Annotated in this window: 19 protein-coding genes; 5 read left to right on the top strand and 14 right to left on the bottom strand. The window is 67.0% G+C overall.

Features of this window, described 5'->3' with window-relative positions:
* Positions 1 to 45: 45 nt before the first annotated feature.
* From HMPREF2886_RS14580 to HMPREF2886_RS14530, 11 genes are all read right to left on the bottom strand, one after another.
* The gene (locus HMPREF2886_RS14580; RefSeq protein WP_003095644.1) at positions 46 to 1230 is read right to left on the bottom strand and encodes an ATP phosphoribosyltransferase regulatory subunit; all 1185 of its coding nucleotides are present in this window, start codon (positions 1228 to 1230) and stop codon (positions 46 to 48) included.
* Between the two features lie 34 nt (positions 1231 to 1264).
* Positions 1265 to 1450 (bottom strand): DUF2065 domain-containing protein, encoded by a 186-nt coding sequence (locus HMPREF2886_RS14575; protein ID WP_003095647.1) that lies wholly within the window; start codon positions 1448 to 1450, stop codon positions 1265 to 1267.
* Positions 1451 to 1545: 95 nt separating this feature from the next.
* Positions 1546 to 2415 (bottom strand): protease modulator HflC, encoded by an 870-nt coding sequence (hflC, locus tag HMPREF2886_RS14570; protein ID WP_003106429.1) that lies wholly within the window; start codon positions 2413 to 2415, stop codon positions 1546 to 1548.
* Positions 2415 to 3614 (bottom strand): FtsH protease activity modulator HflK, encoded by a 1200-nt coding sequence (gene hflK / locus HMPREF2886_RS14565; RefSeq protein ID WP_033967882.1) that lies wholly within the window; start codon positions 3612 to 3614, stop codon positions 2415 to 2417. The genes hflC and hflK overlap by 1 nt, the downstream gene beginning before the upstream one ends.
* Before the next feature lie 94 nt (positions 3615 to 3708).
* On the bottom strand, positions 3709 to 5010 hold the full coding sequence (gene hflX / locus HMPREF2886_RS14560; protein ID WP_058178730.1) for a ribosome rescue GTPase HflX: 1302 nt from the start codon (positions 5008 to 5010) through the stop codon (positions 3709 to 3711).
* 12 nt (positions 5011 to 5022) lie between these two features.
* On the bottom strand, positions 5023 to 5271 hold the full coding sequence (hfq, locus tag HMPREF2886_RS14555) for an RNA chaperone Hfq (protein WP_003095657.1): 249 nt from the start codon (positions 5269 to 5271) through the stop codon (positions 5023 to 5025).
* A gap of 105 nt (positions 5272 to 5376) precedes the next feature.
* On the bottom strand, positions 5377 to 6348 hold the full coding sequence (gene miaA / locus HMPREF2886_RS14550; protein ID WP_003106415.1) for a tRNA (adenosine(37)-N6)-dimethylallyltransferase MiaA: 972 nt from the start codon (positions 6346 to 6348) through the stop codon (positions 5377 to 5379).
* Positions 6349 to 6405: 57 nt separating this feature from the next.
* The gene (gene mutL, locus HMPREF2886_RS14545; protein ID WP_039026621.1) at positions 6406 to 8307 is read right to left on the bottom strand and encodes a DNA mismatch repair endonuclease MutL; all 1902 of its coding nucleotides are present in this window, start codon (positions 8305 to 8307) and stop codon (positions 6406 to 6408) included.
* Positions 8307 to 9734 (bottom strand): N-acetylmuramoyl-L-alanine amidase AmiB, encoded by a 1428-nt coding sequence (gene amiB, locus HMPREF2886_RS14540; RefSeq protein ID WP_003123571.1) that lies wholly within the window; start codon positions 9732 to 9734, stop codon positions 8307 to 8309. Before amiB ends, mutL begins: the two co-directional genes overlap by 1 nt.
* 8 nt (positions 9735 to 9742) lie before the next feature.
* The gene (gene tsaE, locus HMPREF2886_RS14535; protein ID WP_058017032.1) at positions 9743 to 10210 is read right to left on the bottom strand and encodes a tRNA (adenosine(37)-N6)-threonylcarbamoyltransferase complex ATPase subunit type 1 TsaE; all 468 of its coding nucleotides are present in this window, start codon (positions 10208 to 10210) and stop codon (positions 9743 to 9745) included.
* Positions 10198 to 11706 carry an NAD(P)H-hydrate dehydratase gene (locus HMPREF2886_RS14530; protein WP_083318557.1) on the bottom strand — a complete coding sequence of 503 codons (1509 nt, stop codon included), beginning with the start codon at positions 11704 to 11706 and terminating at the stop codon, positions 10198 to 10200. The genes tsaE and HMPREF2886_RS14530 overlap by 13 nt, the downstream gene beginning before the upstream one ends.
* 81 nt (positions 11707 to 11787) lie before the next feature.
* Between HMPREF2886_RS14530 and queG the strand changes: the two genes are divergently transcribed.
* Positions 11788 to 12873 (top strand): tRNA epoxyqueuosine(34) reductase QueG, encoded by a 1086-nt coding sequence (gene queG, locus HMPREF2886_RS14525; RefSeq protein ID WP_039026620.1) that lies wholly within the window; start codon positions 11788 to 11790, stop codon positions 12871 to 12873.
* Between the two features lie 33 nt (positions 12874 to 12906).
* Here the strand turns inward: queG and orn are convergent, their stop codons facing one another.
* Positions 12907 to 13449, bottom strand: coding sequence for an oligoribonuclease (gene orn / locus HMPREF2886_RS14520; protein ID WP_033967877.1), 543 nt, complete (start codon positions 13447 to 13449; stop codon positions 12907 to 12909).
* Positions 13450 to 13560: 111 nt separating this feature from the next.
* Here orn and rsgA point away from each other — a divergent pair, with 111 nt between their 5' ends.
* Complete coding sequence (gene rsgA, locus HMPREF2886_RS14515; protein ID WP_003113927.1) at positions 13561 to 14580, top strand: small ribosomal subunit biogenesis GTPase RsgA; 1020 nt, start codon at positions 13561 to 13563, stop codon at positions 14578 to 14580.
* A gap of 3 nt (positions 14581 to 14583) precedes the next feature.
* On the opposite strand, the gene motB is transcribed toward rsgA, so the two are convergent.
* The gene (gene motB / locus HMPREF2886_RS14510) at positions 14584 to 15627 is read right to left on the bottom strand and encodes a flagellar motor protein MotB (RefSeq protein WP_033967874.1); all 1044 of its coding nucleotides are present in this window, start codon (positions 15625 to 15627) and stop codon (positions 14584 to 14586) included.
* Positions 15628 to 15646: 19 nt separating this feature from the next.
* Positions 15647 to 16498: a flagellar motor stator protein MotA gene (gene motA, locus HMPREF2886_RS14505; protein ID WP_003102044.1), complete on the bottom strand. Its 852-nt coding sequence runs from the start codon at positions 16496 to 16498 to the stop codon at positions 15647 to 15649.
* A gap of 140 nt (positions 16499 to 16638) precedes the next feature.
* On the opposite strand from motA, the gene HMPREF2886_RS14500 reads away from it, so the two are divergent.
* The 3 genes from HMPREF2886_RS14500 (at position 16639) to asd (ending at position 19913) form a co-directional block, all read left to right on the top strand.
* A complete protein-coding gene (locus tag HMPREF2886_RS14500) occupies positions 16639 to 18150 on the top strand; it encodes an HDOD domain-containing protein (RefSeq protein WP_039026618.1) in 1512 nt (503 codons plus the stop codon).
* A 74-nt stretch (positions 18151 to 18224) separates the two neighbouring features.
* On the top strand, positions 18225 to 19040 hold the full coding sequence (rhdA, locus tag HMPREF2886_RS14495; RefSeq protein WP_033967868.1) for a thiosulfate sulfurtransferase: 816 nt from the start codon (positions 18225 to 18227) through the stop codon (positions 19038 to 19040).
* A 3-nt stretch (positions 19041 to 19043) separates the two neighbouring features.
* Positions 19044 to 19913 carry an archaetidylserine decarboxylase gene (gene asd, locus HMPREF2886_RS14490; RefSeq protein WP_033967867.1) on the top strand — a complete coding sequence of 290 codons (870 nt, stop codon included), beginning with the start codon at positions 19044 to 19046 and terminating at the stop codon, positions 19911 to 19913.
* Positions 19914 to 20025: the final 112 nt, after the last annotated feature.

The raw sequence follows: 20025 nt of genomic DNA, 5'->3' as shown, positions 1-20025 counted from the left end.
TGTCCCCATCGTGGAAGTTCGATGCCGGCCGCGGCCGGCGGAATCTCAGGACGCCAGCGGCGCCACCTGCCAATTGCCATCGCGCAGCGCCAGCTGCCGGTCGCAGCCCGCCTCGCGCGCAGAAGCCGCATCCTGCCCGGGCAGAGCCTGGACGACACGCTGCCCGTCGCGGCGCAGTCGTTGCACCGCCTGCCAGAGCCCGGCCCCTTCGGCCGGCGCCCAGATACCCGATACAGCCTGGTCCAACCGGGCCTGGCCGAGAGTGACCAGGCTTTTCAGATCGGTGGAGAAACCGGTGGCCGGGCGGGCGCGCCCGAAATCGGCACCGATATCATCATAGCGACCGCCCTGGGCGATGGACTGGCCAACGCCGGGCACGAAGGCCGCAAACACCACGCCAGTGTGATAGTGATAGCCACGCAGCTCGCCGAGATCGAAATACAGCGGCAAGCCGGGGAAGCGCCCGGCCAGCGAATCGGCGATCTCGATCAGCTCGTTCAGCGCCACCTGGACATCGGCCGGCGCCGCCGCCAGACGGGCACGGCCCTGCTCCAGCGCATCGCGGCCGCCGCATAGCTCGGCCAGCGCACGCAACATGCCACGCAGTTCGGCAGGCAGGTCTGCAGTCAGCGCCTCGACCTCGTCCACCGCCTTGCGCTGCAAGGCATCGAACAACTGCTGCTCGACTTCGCCGGACAGCCCTGCCGCGCGCGCCAGGCCGCGGTAGATGCCGACATGACCGAGGTCCATGTGCACGTCCGGCACTTCCGCCATCTCGAGCATTTCCAGCATCAGGCTGATCACCTCGACATCGCTGGCGGGGCTCGGATCGCCGTACAGCTCGGCGCCCAGCTGGATCGGACTACGCGAGGTGGACAGCGCGCGCGGCTGCGCATGCAGCACGCTGCCGGCATAGCACAGGCGGCTAGGTCCCTCGCGGCGCAGGCTGTGCGCATCCATCCGCGCCACTTGCGGCGTAATGTCGGCACGGAAACCCATGAGCCGGCCGGACGCCGGGTCGGTCACCTTGAAGGTGCGCAGGTCAAGATCCTGTCCCGCGCCGGTGAGCAGCGACTCCAGGTATTCGATATGCGGGGTCACGACGAACTCGTAACCCCAGCGGTGGAACAGATCCAGCACCTGACGGCGGGCTGCTTCGATGCGCGCCGCCTCCGGGGGCAGCACCTCTTCGATCCCATCTGGCAGCAGCCAGCGGTCTACCGTTGCCATTTCGCCTCTCCCCTTTCAGCCGGGCGGCACATCATCAGTGAATCCAGTAAAGAAGCAGGGTGCCGAGCAGCATGCTGCCCAGCCCCACGAGACGCAGGTGACGGTCGCTCAGCCGGCCGATGCCGGTGACCGCCTCGCGCCATTGTCGCGGACACAGGAACGGCAGGATGCCTTCCAGCACCAGCACGAGACAAAAAGCGATGCCGAATTCCTGCCACATGATTCTCGCGGACGCAAAAAAGCCGGGATTTCCCGGCTGGCTCATCATAACACGATTTCTCCGGCGGGCGCTGCCGCCCGCCGGAGAACCGGGTATTACTTGTTGGCCTTGTTCAGATAGCGGAAGAACTCGCTGCTCGGATCGAGCACCAGTACGTCGCGCTTCTCGGCGAAGCTTTCGCGATACGCCTTCAGGCTACGGTAGAAGGAATAGAACTCCGGATCCTGGTTGTAGGCCTTGGCGTAGATCGCGGCAGCCTTGGAGTCGCCGTCACCGCGGGTCTCTTCCGACTCGCGGTAGGCTTCGGCAACGATTACCCGGCGCTGGCGATCGGCGTCGGCACGAATGCCTTCGGCCAGTTCGCGACCCTTGGCGCGGTGCTCGCGGGCCTCGCGCTCACGCTCGGTACTCATCCGCTCGAAGACGCTGCGGTTGACTTCCTTCGGCAGGTCGATGGCCTTGACCCGCACGTCGATCACCTCGATACCCAGCTCCTTCTGCGCCATGCGGTTCAGCGAAGCGGTGATGTCACCCATCAGCGCGTCGCGCTCGCCCGATACCACTTCATGCAGGGTGCGCTTGCCGAACTGGTCGCGCAGGCCCGCCTCGAGACGCCGCGACAGGCGTTCGTCGGCAATCTGCTTGAGGCCCGAGGTGGCGGTGTAGAAGCGCTCGGCATCCGCCACCCGCCACTTGGCATAGGCATCCACCATCACCGCTTTCTTTTCCAGGGTCAGGAAGCGCTGGGTCGGGGCATCCAGGGTCAGCAGGCGAGCGTCGAACTTGCGCACCTGGTTGACGTACGGGATCTTGAAGTGCAGGCCCGGCTTGACGTCGGACTCGACCACCCGGCCGAAGCGCAACATGACCGCGCGCTCGGTCTGCTGGACTACGTAGACGCTGTTCCACAGGACGATGGCGGCGACGACACCGACGATCAGAGCGATCAAAGACTTGTTGCCCATCAGCGGCTCTCCCTCGTACGCGCGTCTTGCTGGCGCAGATCGTTGACGATCCGCGACCCCAGGTCGGAAGCGCTGGCGCTGCCGCCACCGGCGGAAGCACCGGCACCCGTAGCGGGCGCGGCGTTACGACCATCGATCATCTTGTCCAAAGGCAGGTAGAGCAGGTTGTTCTGCCCCTGCTGACCGGTCACCAGCACCTTGCTGGTCTGGCTGAAGACTTCCTGCATGGTGTCCAGGTACAGACGCTCGCGCGTCACTTCCGGAGCCTTGCGATATTCCACCAGCAGCTTGGAGAAGCGATCCGCCTCGCCCTGGGCGCGCGAAATCACCTCGTCGCGGTAACCGTTGGCTTCTTCGATGATGCGCTGGGCCTGGCCACGCGCCTCCGGCACCACGCCGTTGGCATAGGCTTCGGCCTGGTTCTTCTCGCGCTGCTCGTCCTCGCGGGCACGGATCACGTCGTCGAACGCTTCCTGCACCTCACGCGGGGCCTGGGCGCTCTGGATGTTCACCTGGGTCACGGTGATACCGGTCTTGTAGGTATCCAGGAAGCGTTGCAGACGCTCGCGCACCTCGGTCGCCATCTGCTCGCGGCCTTCGGTGAGGATCCGGTCCATGGTGGTGGAGCCGGCGACATGCCGCAGCGCGCTCTCGGTCGCCTGCTGCAGGCTGACCTCGGGCTGGTCGACGTTGAGCACGAAGTCCTGCAGGTTGCTGATCTTGTACTGCACGGTCAGCGGCACTTCGACGATGTTCTCGTCCTCGGTGAGCATCTGCCCCTGCTTGCTGTACGCACGCTCGCGGGTGACGTTCTCCTGGAAGCGCTTGTCGATCGGCGGGAAGTAGAAGTTCAGGCCGGGACCGACCGTCTCGTAATACTTGCCGAAGCGCAGGATGACCGCCTGCTCCTGCTCGTCCACCACATAGATGGCGTTGTACAGCCAGAGCACGGCGAGAATCGCCAGGCCGATGCCGAACAGGCCCAGGCCACCGCCCTTGCCGCCGGAACCGGAGCCGGAACCGTTGCCACTGCGTTTTTTTCCACCGAACAGCCCGTTCAGGCTGTCCTGAAGCTTGCGGAAAGCCTCATCCAGGTCGGGCGGCCCCTTGCGGTCACCACCGCCGCCACCACCGCGGCGGCCTCCCCACGGGTCTCGATCGTTGTTGTTCGAGTTGTCACCCGGCTCGTTCCAAGCCATAGCGCTCTCCATCTAGTAACGCGAAACGCGCCTGCGGCGCGGCCACCCATGCTACCGAATGCCCTGCCCGCTGCCAAAAGCAGCGATACGGGCTTTATTGCAAAGTGTGTTGCGCAACGAACTCCGCCGGCTGCCAGCCAGCGCGGCTCGCCAGGCGATTCAACTCGGCCCGCGGCAGGCGCACCTGCAGCAGGGTACAACCTTCCTCATCGTGCGCCTCGGACTGCACCGCGCCCAGTTCGAACAGCTGGGCGCGCAAGCGCCCGAGCCGCTGGGGCAGGCGCAAGGTCCCGACGAACAGGTCCTCGCCGAGCAGCTCGGCGATGGCCTGGCGCAACAGGTCGAGGCCTTCGCCGGTCTGCGCCGACAGCCAGACGCGCACCGGCTTGCCGGAATCGTCGCGCTGGATGTGCGGCTCGACCGAGGGTAGCAGGTCGACCTTGTTATAGACCTCGAGCATCGGCAATTCGTTGGCGCCGATCTCGCCGAGCACCGCCAGCACCTGCTCGATCTGCGCATCCCGCTCGGGCTCGTAGGCGTCGATCACGTGCAGCAGGAGGTCGGCGTTGCTCGACTCTTCCAGCGTAGCGCGGAAGGCCTCCACCAGCTTGTGCGGCAGGTGGCGAATGAAGCCCACCGTGTCGGCCAGCACCACCGGCCCGAGATCGTCCAGTTGCAGGCGACGCAGGGTGGGATCGAGAGTGGCGAACAACTGGTCGGCGGCATACACCTCGGAGGCGGTGAGCGCATTGAACAGGGTCGATTTGCCGGCGTTGGTATAGCCGACCAGCGAGACCGCCGGGATATCCGCGCGCTTGCGCCCGCGTCGAGCCTGCTCGCGCTGGCTGCGAACCTTCTCCAGGCGCTGCTTGATCTGGCGGATGCGCACGCGCAGCAGGCGTCGGTCGGTTTCCAGCTGGGTCTCGCCCGGCCCGCGCAGGCCGATACCGCCTTTCTGCCGTTCGAGGTGGGTCCAGCCGCGTACCAGCCGCGTGCTCATGTGCTCCAGTTGCGCCAGTTCCACCTGCAACTTGCCTTCGTGGGTACGTGCGCGCTGGGCGAAAATGTCGAGGATCAGCCCGGTCCGGTCGAGTACGCGACACTCGAACGCACGCTCGAGGTTGCGCTCCTGGCTGGGCGTCAAGGTATGGTTGAAAATCACCAGCTCGACGTTTTCGGCCTTGACCAGGTCGTGCAACTCCTCGACCTTGCCACTGCCGATAAGATATTTGGCGCTCGGCTGGTGGCGGGAGACGCTGACGAATGCCACCGTTTCCGCGCCGGCCGAACGCACCAGCTCCTGGAACTCCTGCGGGTCTTCACGCGCCTCGGGGTTCTGCCCTTCCAGATGCACCAGAACAGCCTGTTCCCCACCACCTGGGCGCTCAAAGAACAAAGCGGACTCCCGTCAAGCGTTGCCCGGCTCGGCCGGCTGGTCACCGCTCGGCAGACGCACCGGACGGCTCGGTACCACGGTGGAGATCGCGTGCTTGTAAACCATCTGGCTGACGGTGTTCTTCAGCAGGATGACAAACTGGTCGAAGGACTCGATCTGGCCTTGCAGCTTGATGCCGTTGACCAGATAGATGGAAACCGGGACGCGTTCTTTCCGCAGGGTATTGAGGTAAGGGTCTTGTAGCGAATGCCCTTTTGACATGTGCCGCACTCCTTTAAGGATCGTAGTTTGAAGTAGTCGAATAGGGTGACTTGGCGCCGTCCAAACTCCGGAGTCGTTCCGGAAACAGACGGACAAATTAAGGTCTCAGGCCAATATGGAGACCGTTTTCAGGTATTTCAAGGCACGCGGCAGATTGTCACCTGCTAGGCTGTCCATCCAGTGTAGATGGCTCCAGCTTCGCAGCCAGGTGAACTGGCGCTTGGCCAACTGGCGGGTAGCGATGATGCCGCGTTCGGTCATTTCAGCGTAGGACAGCTTGCCATCCAGGTAATCCCACACCTGACGGTAACCCACGGCTCTAATAGACGGTAATCCTGCATGCAAGTCACTTCTGGCATGCAGTGCTTCGACCTCGGCGATGAAACCCTGTTCCAGCATCTGGCGAAAACGCTGCGCAATCCGCGCGTGCAACACCTGGCGCTGCTCGGGAGCAATCGCCAGCTGAGCGACAGTATACGGCAATTGATTCCTGCCTGACGCGTCAAAATCCGCCTTTTCAGCGCTTTGCCGGCGACGCAGGTCGCTCATCGACACCCCGCCGAGGCGATACACCTCGAGCGCCCGCATCAGTCGCTGCGGGTCGTTGGGGTGGATGCGCGCAGCCGACTCCGGGTCGACCTCGGCGAGTTGCCGGTGCAGCGCCTCCCAACCTTCGGCCTGGGCCTCGGCCTCGATCGCCGCGCGCACCTCGGGATCGGCGCCGGGCATGTCGGCCAGGCCCTCGAGCAACGCCTTGTAATAGAGCATGGTGCCCCCCACCAGCAGGGGAATCCTGCCGCGCGCGGTGGCCTCGGCCATCGCCGCCAGGGCATCGGCGCGGAATTCCGCGGCCGAATAGCTCTCCGCCGGGTCGCGGATATCGATCAGGCGGTGCGGATAGCGCGCCAGCAGCTCCCGGGAAGGCTTGGCCGTACCGATATCCATGCCGCGGTAGATCAGCGCCGAGTCGACGCTGATCAGCTCGCAGGGCAGCGCATCGGCCAGCGCCATCGCCAGGTCGGTCTTGCCGGCGGCGGTCGGCCCCATGAGAAAGATCGCGGGAGGCAGGGAAGACATCGGAAAGCTCTTGGACAAAGCGCATAGCTTCGGGCTTTGCGCCCGAAGCTGCAAGGTTCAGCGTCCGCGCAGGAAGAGCTTGTCCAGCTCGTCCAGGCCCAGTTGGGTCCAGGTCGGACGCCCATGGTTGCACTGGCCGCTGCGCTCGGTGATTTCCATGTCGCGCAACAGGGCGTTCATTTCCGGCAGGGTCAGGCGCCGGTTGGCGCGCACCGCACCATGGCAGGCCATGGTGCCGAGCAACTCGTTCAGGTGCGCCTGGATACGGTCGCTGGTGCCGTATTCCAGCAGGTCGGCGATGACATCGCGCACCAACTGGGTCGCTTCTGCCTGCTTGAGCAATGCAGGGATCTGCCGGATCGCCAGGCTTTCCGGCCCCAGGCGCTGCAGCTCGAAGCCCAGGCGCTGGAACCAGCTGGAATGTTCTTCCGCGCAATCCGCCTCGCGCTCGCTGACCGCGATCGACTCCGGCACCAGCAACGGCTGCCCACGCAAGCCTTCGCTGGCCATCGCCACCTTGAGGCGCTCGTAGGTGATCCGCTCGTGGGCCGCGTGCATGTCCACCAGCACCAGGCCGTGGGCGTTCTCGGCGAGGATGTAGATGCCCTTGAGCTGCGCCAGGGCATAACCCAGCGGCGGGATGTCCTGGGCGCTTTCGGGCAGCGCGGCTGGCGCCTCGCCCGCGGGTAACGGTGCGAAGTAGGCCTTGTAGGCGCCACCGGCCTCGGCCAGAGAAGGCGGCGCCTCCGGCCGGGTATAGGCGGAATAGCCGGAGGAGCCGCCGGATGCCGACGAGCCGCCACTCCAGCCCACCCGTGCCGCCGGACTCTCCAGCACGCTCTCGGCCAGGCGCATCTCGCCCTGCGGGCCGAACTCGCCGGCGGCAGCGCCGGTCGGACGCGGCTCGGTCAGGCTGGTCGCCCCTGGCGGCGCGAGCTGGTCGTCGGGACGGACCTCGCCCAGCGCACGATGCAGGGTGCCATAGAGGAAGTCATGGACCATCCGGCTGTCACGGAAGCGAACTTCGTGCTTGGTCGGGTGCACATTGACGTCCACCACCGCCGGATCGACTTCGAAGAACAGCACGAAGGTCGGGTGCCGGCCGTTGTACAGCACGTCGCGATAAGCCTGGCGTACCGCGTGGGCGACCAGCTTGTCGCGCACCATGCGCCCGTTCACATAGAAGTACTGCAGGTCCGGCTGGCTGCGGGAGAAGGTCGGCAAGCCGACCCAGCCCCACAGGTGCAGGCCGTTGCGCTCGACCTCGATCGGCAGCGCCTGCTCGAGGAATGCCTGGCCGCACACCGCGCCGACCCGGCGCGCGCGGGCCAGCTCGTCTCGCGCCTCGTGCAGGGCGAAGATGGTCTTGCCGTTGTGGCGCAGGTGGAAAGCCACGTCGAAGCGGGCCAGCGCCAGGCGCTTGATGACTTCCTGCAGATGGTCGAACTCGGTCTTCTCGGCGCGCAGGAACTTGCGCCGCGCCGGGGTGTTGAAGAACAGGTCGCGAACCTCGACGCTGGTCCCCACCGGGTGCGCCGCCGGCTGTACCCGCGGCTGCATGTCGCGGCCCTCGGTCTCCACCTGCCAGGCTTCGCCGGCGTCGGCGGTGCGCGAGGTCATGGTCAGGCGCGCTACCGAGCTGATCGAGGCCAGCGCCTCGCCACGGAAGCCGAGGCTCATCACCCGCTCCAGGTCTTCCAGCTCGCGGATCTTGCTGGTGGCGTGGCGAGCCAGGGCCAGCGGCAGGTCGTCGGCGGGGATGCCGCGACCGTCGTCGCGCACTCGCAGCAACTTGATGCCGCCCTGCTCGACCTCCACGTCGATGCGCCGGGAACCGGCGTCGAGGCTGTTTTCCAAGAGTTCCTTGGCCACCGAGGCGGGACGCTCGACCACCTCACCGGCGGCGATCTGGTTCGCCAGCCGCGGACTCAGCAGCTGGATACGCGGTGCTTCGTTCATCACTGGGCCGCCAGGGCGGTGCTCGGGATGGACAGGGCCTGGCCGACTTTCAGGTTGTCGCTGGACAGGCTGTTGCTGCTGCGCAGCGCGGCCATGCTCACTTCATAGCGCTGGGCGATCATCGCCAGGGTCTCTCCGGGCCGCACCACGTGCTCGCGCGGCCCCATGGAAAGCTTGCCCTGGGCGCGCAAAGAGGCGATGTAGGTGCCGGGCGGCGGGCTCTGCTGGAAATACTGGCGGATGCCGCTGGTGATCGAACGCGCCAAGGCCTGCTGGTGGCTCGCGCTGGCCAGCTTGCGCGACTCGTTGACGTTCGAGATGAAGCCGGTCTCCACCAGGATCGACGGGATGTCCGGCGACTTCAGCACCATGAACCCGGCCTGCTCGACACGACGCTTGTGCAGCGAAGTGATGCGGCCGACATTGGTCAGTACCTTGTGGCCGACGTCCAGACTCGACGAGAGGGTGGCGGTCATCGACAGGTCGAGCAGCACGCCAGCGAGCATCTGGTCCTTGTCGCCGAGGCTGACGCTGCCATCGCCGCCGATCAGGTCGGAACGGTTCTCGCTGTCGGCCAGCCAGCGCGCGGTTTCCGAAGTGGCGCCGCGGTCGGACAGGGCGAACACCGAGGCACCGAAGGCGCTGCGGCTCGGCGCGGCGTCGGCATGGATCGAGACGAACAGGTCGGCGCCCTTCTTGCGGGCGATCTCGGTGCGCTTGCGCAGCGGGATGAAGTAGTCGCCGGTACGGGTCAGCTCGGCCCGGTAACCGCGCACCTGATTGATCTGGCGTTGCAGCTCGCGAGCGATCGACAGGGTGATGTTCTTCTCGTGCAGCCCGCCCGGGCCAAGGGCGCCAGGGTCTTCACCGCCGTGGCCGGCGTCGATGGCGATGACGATATCGCGGGTACCACCCTTGGTCGGCAACGGCAGCTTGGCCACCGGCTGGGTCGGCGTCACCGGGGTGACCGGCACGCTCGGGGTCGGCGTCGCGGGCACGTCCGGGGTCAGGTCGGCGCCCTGGTCGTAGAGATCGACCACCAGGCGGTTGCCGTATTGCTGGTTGGGCGGCAGGACGAAGCTCTTCGGGGTGACCTGGGCCGACAGGTCGAGGACCATGCGCAGGTCGTTGGGCGTGCGCTGGGCGGAGCGCACGGCGGTGATCGGGGTGTTGCCGAGCTTGAGACCGTTGAGCTGGGTCGCCAGCTGGGCGCCGCTGACGTCGATGACGATACGGTTGGGAGCGGCCAGGGTGAACAGGCTGTGCTGCACCGGACCGGAGAGATCGAAGACCAGACGGGTGTTGTCCGGAGCGCGCCAGATCCGCACGCTCTTGATTTGCGCGGCGGCCAGAACCTCGCCGACCTGGCAGGCCAGCAGAATCATCACCCCAGTCAACAACGTCCGCAGACGCAAGCCCCAACCCATCGTTTTTCTCATGCTCCCATGGTCAGGGTGGCACACCAGGCTTCGCCCCGCGCACCGTGCGGTACCAGGCGCAGTGTCCGTCCACCCGCTTGGGCAGTAATGGTAATGTCCAGATCGGCGGTTGGCAAAACGCCCGTACCGCGCTCGGGCCACTCGATCAGACAGAGTGCGCTGCCGTCGAAATAGTCGCGGATGCCGAAGAACTCCAATTCCTCCGCATCGGCGAGCCGGTACAGGTCGAAATGGTAGGCGCGCAGCTCGCCGATTTCGTAAGGCTCGACCAGGGTAAAGGTCGGGCTTTTCACCGAGCCGGCATGGCCGAGGCCGCGCAGGATGCCGCGCGAGAGGGTGGTCTTGCCAGCGCCGAGGTCGCCATGCAGGTAGATCACCCCCTGCCCCCCGCTGGCCCGGGCGATGCGCCCGCCCAGTTCGAGCATCGCGTCTTCCCCTTCGGCGGACAGGATCACTTCAGACACGGACTGCACTCCTCGAGCAACTGACGAATGGTAGGTATGAGATCGGTCGCCGCCAGCCCGCGACCCTGGGCGCCGAGCCGCTCACCGGCGGCGGCATGCAGCCAGACCGCCAGGCAGGCCGCCTCGAACGCCTCCACGCGCTGGGCCAGCAAGGCACCGGTGATGCCCGACAGCACGTCACCCAGGCCGGCGCCGGCCATCGCCGGATGCCCCTGGGTACAGACGGCGAGTCGTCCGTCGGGCGCGGCGACCAGGCTGCCGGCGCCCTTCAGCACCACCACCGCCTGGTAGCGACGCGCCAGTTCCAACGCCGCCGCCGGGCGATCCGCCTGCACCTCGGCGGTCGAGCGCCCCAACAGGCGCGCGGCCTCGCCGGGATGCGGCGTCAGAATCCATGCCTGCGGCCCTGCTCCGACAGGTTCCAGGGCCAGCAGGTTCAACGCGTCGGCATCCCAGACCTGCGGCAACGGTCGCGACCGGACAGCGCTCAGCAGGCTGCGCCCCCAGGCGCGCTGGCCAAGCCCGGGGCCGAGTACCAGCACGCTGGCGCGCTCGGCAAGGGCCAGCAGTTGGTTCGCCGAAGCCACGCCATGGGCCATGACCTCGGGACAGCGGCCCAGCAACGCCGGCACATGTTCGACGCGGGTCGCCGCCGAGACCAGCCCGGCGCCGCAGCGCAGGGCGCTTTCCGCGGCCAGTAGCACTGCCCCGCCCATGCCGGTGTCGCCGCCGACCACCAGCAGGTGGCCGAACAGCCCCTTGTGCGCGGTCCGCGACCGCGCTGCCAGACTCGGCAGGGCATTTCGCGCCAGGCGCTGGGCCCGGGGCTGGAGCGCTTGCAGCACGACGGCGTCGCTGCCGAGTTGGTCGAACACCAGCTCGCCGACCCGTGCCGGCGCCTCGCCAGTGAACAGCCCGATCTTCAGGCCGATGAAAGTCACTGTCAGATCCGCCCTGATCGCTTCCCCCAATACCGCGCCGGTGTCGGCGCTCAAGCCGGAAGGAATATCCACCGCCAGCACCGGCAGGTCGGCGGCATTGGCCAGGCGGATGGCCTGCGCAAAGGGCTCGCGCACGGCACCTGCCAGGCCGGTGCCGAGCAATGCATCCACTACTACGCCCTCGAGCACGGCGCACTCGCTCCAGGGCTCCACCACGACCCCGGTCGCCAGCGCGGCGGCATGCGCCTGCGCCGCGTCGCCGGCAAGTCGCTGCGGCGCCGCGACCGCCAGCACCCGCACTCGCCAACCCGCACGTTGCGCCAGCGCCGCGATCAGGTAGCCGTCGCCGGCATTGTTGCCGTGCCCGGCGAGCACCGTCAGCCCCGCGGCCTCCGGCCAACGGCGGCGCAAGGCACGCCAGGCTGCGTGGGCGGCGCGCTGCATGAGTTCGAAGCCTGGCGTGCCGGCGGCGATCAGGCGCGCATCCAGGTCGCGCACCTGGGCGGCGGAATAGAGGGCGAGTGGCAGGTCGTCGTGCTGGAAGGTCATGGTCATCGGATCGATTCGGCGTCAGGCGCGCAGTCTGGCAGAATTATACCTATCCCATTTCGCTTTCCCTCGCCTTCGTTGCCTCTCATGACTCCCCAACCTCTGGCCGACAACCTTTCCCCGCCGGACCCCGCCCGCCTCGCCCAGTCCATCAAGGACTGGGGCCGCGAGCTGGGGTTCCAGCAGGTCGGTATCAGCGACGTCGAGCTGGGCGAGCACGAAGCGCACCTGCAGCGCTGGCTGGAGGCCGGCTACCACGGCGAGATGGACTACATGGCGGCGCACGGCAGCAAGCGCTCGCGACCTGCCGAACTGGTTCCCGGCACGCTGCGGGTGATCTCCCTGCGCATGGATTACCTGCCCGGCGACACGCGCATGGCGCAGGTCCTCGCGACACCGGAAAAAGCCTACGTCTCGCGCTACGCCCTCGGCCGCGACTACCACAAGCTGATCCGCAAGCGTCTGCAACAACTGGCCGAGCGCATCCAGGCCGAAGTCGGCCCGTTCGGTTTCCGCGCCTTCGTCGACAGCGCGCCGGTGCTGGAAAAGGCCATCGCCGAACAGGCCGGCCTCGGCTGGATCGGCAAGAACACGCTGGTGCTCAACCGCAAGGCCGGCAGCTATTTCTTCCTCGGCGAGCTGTTCGTCGACATGCCGCTACCCGTCGACCCGGCGATGGACAGCGAGCATTGCGGACGCTGCTCGGCCTGCCTGGATATCTGCCCGACCAAGGCCTTCGTCGGTCCCTACCGGCTGGACGCGCGACGCTGCATCTCCTACCTGACCATCGAGTACAAGGGCGCGATTCCGCTGGAGCTGCGACCGCTGGTCGGCAATCGGGTATTCGGCTGCGACGACTGCCAGATCGTCTGCCCATGGAATCGCTTCGCCCGCCCCACCGGACAGGGCGACTTCCAGCCGCGCCACAGCCTGGACAACGCCGAACTCGCCGAACTGTTCCTCTGGAGCGAAGAGGAGTTCCTCGGCCGCACCGAGGGTTCGCCGCTGCGCCGCGCCGGCTACGAGCGTTGGTTGCGCAACCTGGCGGTGGGGCTGGGCAACGCGCCCTCGACCATCCCGGTGCTGGAGGCGCTGAAGGCGCGCCGAGGGTTCCCTTCGGAACTGGTCCGCGAACACGTGGAATGGGCCCTGCGGCGCCACGGGGAAACCTAGCCCGGCCGGTGCCTGCCGCCCGGTCCGGACGGATCAGAGCTTGATGAAGTGGTCGCGGTAGTGGCGCAGCTCGGCGATCGACTCGCGGATATCGTCCAGCGCCAGGTGGGTGTTGCCCTTCTTGAAACTCTCGCGGACCTGCGGCGCCCAGCGCGCGGCCAGTTCCTTGAGGGTGGAGACGTCGAGGTTGCGGTAGTGGAAGTAGCCTTCCAGCCTGGGCATGTGCCTATAGAGGAAGCGGCGGTCCTGGCAGATGCTGTTGCCGCAGATCGGCGAACTGCGCCTGGGCACCCACTGCTCGAGGAAGGCCAGGGTCTGCGCCTCGGCCTCGGCCATGCTCACGGTGCTTTCCCGGACCCTCTGGGTCAAGCCGGATTGGCCGTGCTGGCGGGTATTCCACTCGTCCATGCCGGCGAGGATTTCCTCTGGCTGGTGGATGGCGATCACCGGCCCTTCGGCCAGGGTGTTGAGGTCACTGTCGGTGACGATGGTGGCCATCTCGATGATGACGTCCCGGTCCGGATCGAGGCCGGTCATCTCCAGGTCGATCCAGATAAGGTTCTGCGGGTTCTGCATGGGGAGTCGCTCCAGTCGCTATGCCGTGCATTCTAGCGTGGAACGCCGCCGCGCGAATGATGGCGGCGCGCCCATGTTAAACTCGCCGCCGATTTTTCATGCGGACGCATCATGGCCAAACGCCACTTGACCCGCCGGCAGAGCTGGCGCATCGAAAAGATCCAGGAAGAACGCGCGGCCCGGGCGGCCCGTCGCGAGTCGCGTGCCGTGGAGGAGCTGGAGGGCGGCGACCTGGGACCGGAGCAGACCGGCCAGGTGATCGCCCATTTCGGGGTTCAGGTAGAGGTCGAGTCCGCCGACGGCCAGGTTTCCCGCTGCCACCTGCGCGCCAACCTGCCCGCCCTGGTGACCGGCGACCAGGTGGTCTGGCGCGCCGGCAACCAGGGCATCGGCGTGATCGTCGCGCAATTGCCGCGCCGCTCCGAGCTGTGCCGCCCGGACATGCGCGGGCTGCTCAAGCCGGTGGCGGCCAACGTCGACCGCATCGTCATCGTCTTCGCCCCGCGTCCCGAACCGCACGCCAACCTGATCGACCGCTACCTGATCGCCGCCGAACATGCCGGCATCCAGCCGCTGCTGCTGCTGAACAAGGCCGACCTGGTCGACGAGAGCAATGCCGAAGGCATCGATGCACTGCTGAATGTCTACCGCACCCTGGGTTACCCGCTGATCGAGGTGTCGGCCTTCAATGGCCTGGCGATGGACGAACTGCGCGGCGCGCTGGACGGTCACGTGAGCGTCTTCGTCGGCCAGTCCGGGGTGGGCAAGTCGTCGCTGGTGAATGCCTTGTTGCCGGGTGTCGACACCCGTGTCGGCGACCTCTCCACGGTGACCGGCAAGGGCACCCATACCACCACCACCGCGCGACTGTTCCATTTTCCCGGCGGCGGCGACCTGATCGACTCGCCCGGCATCCGTGAGTTCGGCCTGGGGCACGTGTCGCGAGACGACGTCGAGGCCGGTTTCATCGAGTTCCGCGATCTGCTCGGGCATTGTCGCTTCCGCGACTGCAAGCACGACCGTGAACCAGGTTGCGCCCTGCTCCAGGCCCTGGAGGACGGGCGCATCATGCCGCAACGCATGGCCAGCTACCGGCACATTCTGGCAAGCATGCCGGAAACGGACTACTGAACCTCAGTTGCCCTTGATCTGCTGCAGCTTCAGGCTGCCGCCGTCGTCGAACAGGTTGAGCTTCTTCTGCACCTCGTCCGCCGGTAGCGAAGGTTGCGCGCCCGCCGCCGGTGCCTCGGCAGCCGGCTTAGGCTGCTCGCCCGGGGCCGCCGCGGGGGCGCTGGCTTCGGGAGCGCCGGTCTCGCCTTCGATGGCCTTCTGCGCCTTGCGGGTCAGGACCACGATGTCGATCCGCCGGTTCACCGGGTTCAGCGGGTCCTTGTCGTCGAACAGGCGTGCCGAGGCATAGCCGACAACCTGGGCGATCTGCCCTTCCGGATAGCCGCCGGCGACCAGCGCGCGGCGCGCGGCGTTGGCGCGATTGGCCGATAGCTCCCAGTTGCCGAAGTCGCCGTTGCCGGCATAGGGCTTGGCGTCGGTGTGGCCGCTGATGCTGATCTTGTTCGGTACCTGGCGGATGGTCTCGGCCATGGCCAGCAGGATGTCCTCGAAATACGGCTGCAGGCGCGCGCTGCCGAGGTCGAACATCGGCCGGTTGGCGGCGTCGACGATCTGGATGCGCAGGCCGTCGCGGGTGATCTCGAAGTGGATCTGGTCCTTGAAGTCCTTGAGCATCGGATTTTCGTCGACCTTGTTCTGCAACTCCTGCAGCAGCAGCGCCAGGCGCTCTCGCTCAACCTGCTCGGCAAGGTTCTCGGCCTGGTCGGCGTTGACCTGGTGGTCCTGCTCGGGGCTGATCCGGCTTTCGTTGGAGTCCGGCTGGGCCTGGACCTGCGGATTGAGGGTCTTGTCCGGCGCCGGCGTCGGCGTGCCGCCGAGGTCGATGACGTAGGGGCTGGCGCTTTCGCTGAAACCGATGGGGTCCTGGAAGTATCCGGAAATCGCCTTCTTCTGCTCCGGGGTGGCCGAAGACAGCAGCCAGAGCACCAGGAAGAACGCCATCATCGCCGTAGCGAAGTCGGCGAAGGCGATCTTCCACGAGCCGCCGTGGTGGCCGGCGGCATAGCGCTTGACGCGCTTGACGATGATCGGCTGGTTATTGTCCATCTATCGACAGTGCCTCCACTCAGCGGCCGCGCACGGCCTGCTCGAGCTCGGCGAAGGTCGGCCGATGGGCGGGCAGCAGCACCTTGCGGCCGAACTCGACGGCCAGCGAAGGCGGCATGCCGGAAGCGGAAGCGACCAGGCAGGCCTTGATCGCCTCGAACAGGTTCAACTCTTCCTTGGCATCGTGCTCCAGGGCGCCCGCCAGCGGGCCGACGAAGCCGTAGGCGGCGAGAATCCCGAGGAAGGTGCCCACCAGGGCGGCGGCGACGTGGTGGCCGATCTCCGCCTGGCTGCCTTCGCCAAGCAACGCCATGGTGATGACGATACCGAGTACCGCGGCGACGATACCGAAGCCCGGCAGGGCGTCGGCGACCTTGGTCACCGCGTGGGACGGGTGCTCCAGGTCCTCCTTGAGACTGGACAGCTCCATGTCGAACAGGCCTTCCAGCTCGTGCGGCGCCATGTTGCCAGAGGACATGATGCGCAGGTAGTCGCAGACATAGGCGGTCATCCGCTCATCCTTCAGCACACCGGGGTACTTGCTGAAGATGGGGCTGGCCGCGGGGTCCTCGATGTCCGCCTCGATCGCCATCATCCCTTCGCGCCGGCTCTTGTTGAGGATCTCGTAGAGCATGCCCAGCACCTCGAGGTAGTAGGTCTGGGTGAAGCGGTTGCTGAACATCTTCGGCGCTTTCTTCAGCACCACCATGAACGTGCTGCCCGGGTTGGACTGGAGGAACGCCCCCAGTGCCGCGCCACCGATGATCAGGACCTCGAAGGGCTGGATGATGGCGCCGATCTTGCCGCCGGAGAGCAGGAAGCCCCCGAGGACACTGGCGAAAACGACGATGATGCCGATGATTTTTGACATGAGGACCGGACGTGCGAAATGAACAGGATAAGGAGGGGGACTGCTAGGCTCCCTCTTGTTATCGGTTGCTAGCCGCAAGACTATAGTCCGAATACTCGAAAAGCCAGTTCGCCGCCTCGCCGACACCGAGCCCGACACCCATGACAGACCGCCTCGCCGCCTGGCTCGAAGAGCTCGACCGGCAACCCCTGCCGATCCCCGCCAGCCACTATGCCGGCCTGCACGCCGCGCTGAGCGACAGTCGTCGCTCGCTGCGCGAGATCGCCGACCAGTTGCAGGGCAGCCCGACACTGGCTTTGTCCATCCTGCGCGAGGCCAATCGCGCCGAGAGCGCCCGCGACAACCCCGCGGAAAGCCTGGAGGTGGCCCTCAGCCGCCTCGGTCTGGCGCGCGCGAGCCAACTTCTGAAGACCCTGCCGAGCATCCAGGATGCGGAGATGCCCAGGGTCCTCGGGCAGATGCTGCTGATCAGCCAGCACGCCATGCAACAGGCCAGCGGCCTGTTCGGCGCGCGCCTGGCCAGGCTCTGGCAGGAAATCCACTGGGGCAGCCTGCTGACCATGGCTCCGGTCTGGGCGCTGGCCAACGCCCGCCCGCAGTTGCTGGAGCAATGGCAGCAACGCGTGCTGGTACAGGGCGAACCGACCCTGCGGGTGGAGCGCGAACTGCTCGGCATGCGCCTGCTGCCGATCTGCCTGGCGCTGGCCGAACGCTGGCGGCTACCGCAATGGGTTATCCAGGGCTATCGCCTGCTCGCCTGCGACCGTCGCCTGCTGGTTCGAGCCCTGCGTATCGCCCGCGACCATCAGTCGCCCCTGCTCCAGCAACAGCAACTCGATGCCCAGCCCGATCTCGCCCGCTGGCTGACCCAGCCGGCCAACTGCACTCTCCTCGCCAATGGCCTGGCCATCGCCGCGCACCAAAGCTGGGACGGGCCACACATGCTGCGCTGGCAGCGCCTGACCGGCCTGTACCTGGGCCAGCCGCTGACCGAAGTCCAGCAGCAGGTGCACATGCTCGCCGCGCAAAGCGCGCGCCTGCACGCCCGGCCGCCGTTGTGGCATCCGGCGGTGGCCTTGATCTGGCCCTGGCAGGCCAGCCGCTGGCGTGCCGAAGCGGCGCCCCCGCCGCCGCCCTCGGCGGAAGCCCTGGCCGAGTGGCGGCAGCATTGCGCCGAGCTGCTCCGCGAGCCCAGCCCGTTCAGCAACGTAGTGCAGCTCACCGCCTGTGCCCGCGATGCGTTGCTCGCCTGTGGCCTGCAAAGGATGTTGCTGCTGGTGGCCGATCGCACCCAGGTATACGTGCTGGCGCAGCAGAGCGCCGGACTCGAACCGGGCCAGGCGAAATTGCAACTGGAGATTGCCGGCAGCCCGCTGCTGAAGAAACTGTTCCAGCAACCCGCCCTGCTGCGCATCGGCCCGAACAACCAGGACCAGTTGCTGCCGGCCCTCGGCGAACCCTTGCGCCAGCTGTTCCCCGGACCTCACCTGCTGCTGCGCTCGCTGGGCAACGGCTCGCGGGTGGTGATGCTGGTCCTGGCCGACCTCGGCGGCCAGCCGTTCAGCGACCTGCATGCCCAGGCCTTTGCCAAGACCGCCCAGTGCACCGAGCGCGCGATCCAGCAGTTCGGCCGCCAGCGCCGCACTGAATGAGGGATATGCCCGGCACACTGGTCGGGCGCGCTTTCCGTTAAACTGCTGCCCTTCTTCAACCCGGGGGTACTCGCATGTCCGTCTTCTCCGACCTGCCATTGGTGATCGAGCCCAGCGATCTCGCGCCGCGCCTGGGCGCGCCCGAGCTGATCCTGGTCGACCTGACCAGTGCCGCCCGCTACGCCGAAGGGCATATCCCCGGCGCGCGTTTCGTCGACCCCAAACGCACCCAGTGGGGACAACCCCCGGCACCCGGCCTGCTACCGGCCAAGGCCGACCTGGAAGCTCTGTTCGGCGAGTTGGGCCACCGCCCGGAGGCGACCTACGTGGTCTACGACGACGAAGGTGGCGGCTGGGCGGGCCGCTTCATCTGGCTGCTGGACGTGATCGGCCACCACCGCTACCACTATCTCAACGGCGGCCTGCCGGCCTGGATCGCCGACGCCCGGGCGCTCGACCGCGAGGTCCCGGCGCCTGTCGGCGGCCCGCTGTCGCTGACGTTGCACGACGAGCCCAGCGCGACCCGCGAATACCTGCAAAGCCGCCTCGGCGCCGCCGACCTGGTGGTATGGGATGCGCGCAACCCCAGCGAATACACCGGTACCAAGGTGCTCGCCGCGAAGGCCGGGCATGTGCCCGGCGCGATCAATTTCGAATGGACCGCCGGCATGGACCCGGCTCGCGCCCTGCGCATCCGCGCGGATATCGCCGAAGTCCTGGAGGACCTCGGCATCACGCCGGACAAGGAAGTGATCACCCACTGCCAGACCCACCATCGCTCCGGCTTCACCTACCTGGTGGCCAAGGCACTGGGCTACCCGCGGGTCAAAGGCTACGCCGGCTCCTGGTCGGAATGGGGCAACCACCCCGATACCCCTGTAGAGGTTTGAGGAATGTCGTTCAAAGATCGTCTGTTCATCTGCAGCCAGTACCTGCTGCCGCACCACCTGCTGTCCCGGCTGATCGGCTTCGCCGCCGACTGCCGGGCGACCTGGTTCAAGGACCGCCTGATCGCCTGGTTCGCCCGGCGCTACCAGGTCGACATGCGCGAAGCGCAGGTCGAGGACCTGCAGGCCTATGAACATTTCAATGCCTTCTTCACCCGCGCACTCAAGGATGGCGCCCGCCCGCTGGCCCAGGAGCCCGGCGCGGTGCTCTGCCCGGCCGATGGCGCGATCAGCCAGCTCGGCCCGATCGAGCACGGGCGGATCTTCCAGGCCAAGGGCCACAGCTACAGCCTGGCCGAACTGCTCGGCGGCGACGCCGAACTGGCCGCGCCCTTCATGGGCGGCGACTTCGCCACCGTCTACCTGTCCCCCCGGGACTACCACCGTGTGCACATGCCGCTGGCCGGTACCCTGCGCGAGATGGTCTACGTTCCCGGCCGGCTGTTCTCGGTGAACCAGACCACCGCGGAAAACGTTCCCGAACTGTTCGCCCGCAACGAGCGGGTGGTCTGCCTGTTCGACACCGAGCGCGGTCCGATGGCCGTGGTGCTGGTGGGCGCGATGATCGTGGCCTCCATCGAAACCGTCTGGGCCGGCCTGGTTACGCCGCCGAAGCGCGAACTGAAGACCTTCCGCTACGACGAAGCCGCCCGCGCGCCGATCCGCCTGGAAAAAGGCGCCGAACTCGGTCGCTTCAAGCTGGGCTCCACCGCCATCGTCCTGTTCGGCCCGCAGCAGGTCGCGTTCACCGACGGCCTCGGGGCAGCGAGCCCGGTGCGCATGGGCGAATGCCTGGCACTACCGAAACAGTCCTGACCTCGCCGGGACGGAACGCCCCGAGCGTCCCCGTCCCATCTCTCCCCGCCGCCGGAACCTCCCGGCGGGATCGTGGCGTCCGAAGGCTGCGGGTCCATTTCGATGCTGCTAG

The sequence above is a fragment of the Pseudomonas sp. HMSC066A08 genome, from assembly GCF_001813025.1.
In the GTDB taxonomy this organism is placed as follows: domain Bacteria; phylum Pseudomonadota; class Gammaproteobacteria; order Pseudomonadales; family Pseudomonadaceae; genus Pseudomonas; species Pseudomonas aeruginosa.
The sequence above is the reverse complement of the archived record's forward strand: the minus strand, read 5'-3'. Positions and strand labels throughout refer to the sequence as shown.